This window comes from Streptomyces sp. W16 (assembly GCF_033194735.1).
Lineage (GTDB): Bacteria > Actinomycetota > Actinomycetes > Streptomycetales > Streptomycetaceae > Streptomyces.
Genome location: NZ_JAWOAI010000906.1, coordinates 1 through 2290, shown reverse-complemented (window position 1 = coordinate 2290; position 2290 = coordinate 1). Strand labels below are relative to the sequence as shown.

Sequence of the window (2290 nt, the reverse complement as noted above, 5' to 3'; positions counted from 1 at the left end):
GGCGAGGACGCCATAGCCGAGCAGGAACGCGCCACCGATCAGGCCGACCGCCCTGAGCGCGCCCGGCCGGGCGACCACCACCGCGCCGACCCCGCCGACGCCGAGCGCGATGAGGAGGGCGTCGGACAGGGCGCAGATGCCGACCACGGCGAGGACCGCCTCGCGGCGGATGCCCTGGCGCAGGACGAAGGCGTTCTGGGCGCCGATGGCGACGATGAGCGAAAGGCCGGTGCCGAATCCCGCGGCGGCGGCGGACAGAGCGTTGGTCACAACCTCGACGCTAGAGAGGCCGGCACCAGGAGTACAGCTAAAGATTCTTACGTAACATTAGCGCTCGTGATGATTTCGGAGCTGCCCCTCGACCAGGTGCGGACGCTGCTCGCGGTGGTCGACGAAGGCACGTTCGACGCGGCGGCCACCGCCCTGCATGTGACGCCCTCGGCGGTCAGCCAGCGGGTGAAGGCCCTGGAGCAACGCACGGGCCGGGTTCTGCTGCTGCGCACCAAACCGGTGCGGACCACGGAGTCCGGTGAGGTGGTCGTGCGGTTCGCCCGCCAACTGGCCCGCCTGGAGCGGGACGCGCGCGCCGAGCTGGGCATGAGCGGGGCCGGGGAGCCGACCCGGGTGTCGGTCGCGGTGAACGCGGACTCGCTCGCCACCTGGTTCCTGGGCGCCCTCACCCGCGTCCCGCGCGACGTGCCGGTCTGCTTCGAACTCCGCCGCGAGGACGAGGACCATACGGCGGCCCTGCTGCGCGAGGGGCTGGTCATGGCGGCGGTGACCTCGTCGCCGGACGCGGTACCGGGCTGCTCGGTGCGCGCCCTGGGGCGGATGCGCTATCTCCCGGTGGCGAACCCGGAGTTCAGGGACACATGGCTCGCCGGCCCCTTGCGGGACGCGCTGCCCGAGGCACCGGTGGTGACCTTCGACCGGCTGGACGACTTCCAGGACACCTTCGTACGGCGGCTGCGGCGCGGGCAGGGCGGGGCGAGTGCGGTACGGCATCTCGTGCCGACCTCGGAGGGCTTCGTCGAGTCCGTCGCCGCGGGGCTGGGGTGGGGCATGGTCCCGGAGATGCAGGCCGAATCGCTGCTGCGTGCGGGCGAGTTGGTGAACCTCGCGCCCTCGCGAGCGGTCGATGTACCGCTGTACTGGCAGCAGTGGAAGCTGGATTCGCCGGCGTTGGCGGCGGTGGCCGACGCGGTGGCGGCGACGGCGATGGAGGCGTTGCGTTAGGAGAGCTGGGTGGGTCGTTGGTCGGCTGACGCGCCATCGTGGCTGGTCGCGCCCACGCGGCGGAGCCGCATATCGACGCCGCCCGCGCCCCTTTGGGGGCGCTGCTGGACCCGGGACAATTGGGCGGCGACGCTGTCCAACAGCATCTCCAGGGCCGTTGGATACGCGCTGTCCACCATGCGGGTCGCCAGCAGCGGTGCCGCCTCCGCGATGCGGGGATGGGTGGTGCGGGGCAGGCGGGCGTAGGTCGAGCGCCACATCGACTCGTCGGCGCGCAGAGCCGCGCTCGGCAGTGCCAGGGACGCCGCGTCCAGGGCGGCGAAGGCCAGGGTCTGGTCGATGAACGCGTGGTAGATCCGCACGGTGTCCGGCAGTGGGAGGCCGGCCGTGCGCAGGACGTCGAGTACGGCCTCGTCGGCGGCCAGTTCGTTGGCCCGGCCGGTGACGCGGCTCGCCGTGAGCTGGGCGGCCTGCGGGTGGGCGACGTACGCGGCGTGGATGCGCAGGCCGATCGCGCGCAGGTCCGCCCGCCACTCCCCCGTCGGCTTCCAGCCCCGCAGCGCCTGCCCGACGAGGGCGTCGCCGATGGCCAGGGTCAGTTCGTCCATGCCGCGGAAGTAGCGGTAGAGCGTGCTGGGGTCGGCGTCCAGGGCGAGGCCGAGGCGGCGGGCGGTCAGGCCGGCGCTGCCGTGTTCGCGCAGCATGCGCAGGGCCGTGTCGACGATCAGTTGCTCGGACAGGACGGTGCCGCTCTTGGTGGGACGGCGCCGCCGCCGTTTCTCCTCGGACACCACCGGTTTCGGCATCTCGGCCTCCCTGTCCGTCCTTATGCCAACGCCATTGACCTTATCCGGACGACCGGCGTTGTATCTCCGGAGAGATATCGGCACTGAAGGAGTCCTTGCCATGCGTGTACTGCTCGTGGGAGCCGGTGGCGTGGGTGGCGCGATCACCCGGATCGCGGCCCGGCGTCCGTTCTTCGACGCGATGGTGGTCGCCGACTACGACCTGGCGCGCGCGGAAGCGGCGGTCGCCGCGCTCGGGGACGGGGGCG

At 72.2% G+C, this 2290-nt stretch carries 4 protein-coding genes; 2 read left to right on the top strand and 2 right to left on the bottom strand.

What is annotated here, in order from left to right; all coding sequences use genetic code 11:
- On the bottom strand, window positions 1-270 hold a 270-nt coding region (locus tag R6V09_RS51240), incomplete at its 3' end, for a LysE/ArgO family amino acid transporter (protein WP_317888266.1).
- A gap of 69 nt (window positions 271-339) precedes the next feature.
- Between R6V09_RS51240 and R6V09_RS51235 the strand changes: the two genes are divergently transcribed.
- Complete coding sequence (locus tag R6V09_RS51235; RefSeq protein WP_317888268.1) at window positions 340-1236, top strand: LysR family transcriptional regulator ArgP; 897 nt, start codon at window positions 340-342, stop codon at window positions 1234-1236.
- Here the strand turns inward: R6V09_RS51235 and R6V09_RS51230 are convergent.
- Window positions 1233-2042 (bottom strand): TetR/AcrR family transcriptional regulator, encoded by an 810-nt coding sequence (locus R6V09_RS51230; RefSeq protein ID WP_317888265.1) that lies wholly within the window; start codon window positions 2040-2042, stop codon window positions 1233-1235. The two genes, R6V09_RS51235 and R6V09_RS51230, sit on opposite strands and share 4 nt — an antisense overlap.
- A 100-nt stretch (window positions 2043-2142) precedes the next feature.
- On the opposite strand from R6V09_RS51230, the gene R6V09_RS51225 reads away from it, so the two are divergent.
- On the top strand, window positions 2143-2290 hold a 148-nt coding region (locus R6V09_RS51225), incomplete at its 3' end, for a saccharopine dehydrogenase NADP-binding domain-containing protein (RefSeq protein WP_317888267.1).

Coding starts and splice junctions, on each gene's coding strand:
- R6V09_RS51230 (WP_317888265.1), bottom strand. CDS start 2,042: ATGCCGAAACCGGTGGTGTCCGAGGAGAAACGGCGGCGGCGCCGTCCC.
- R6V09_RS51235 (WP_317888268.1), top strand. CDS start 340: ATGATTTCGGAGCTGCCCCTCGACCAGGTGCGGACGCTGCTCGCGGTG.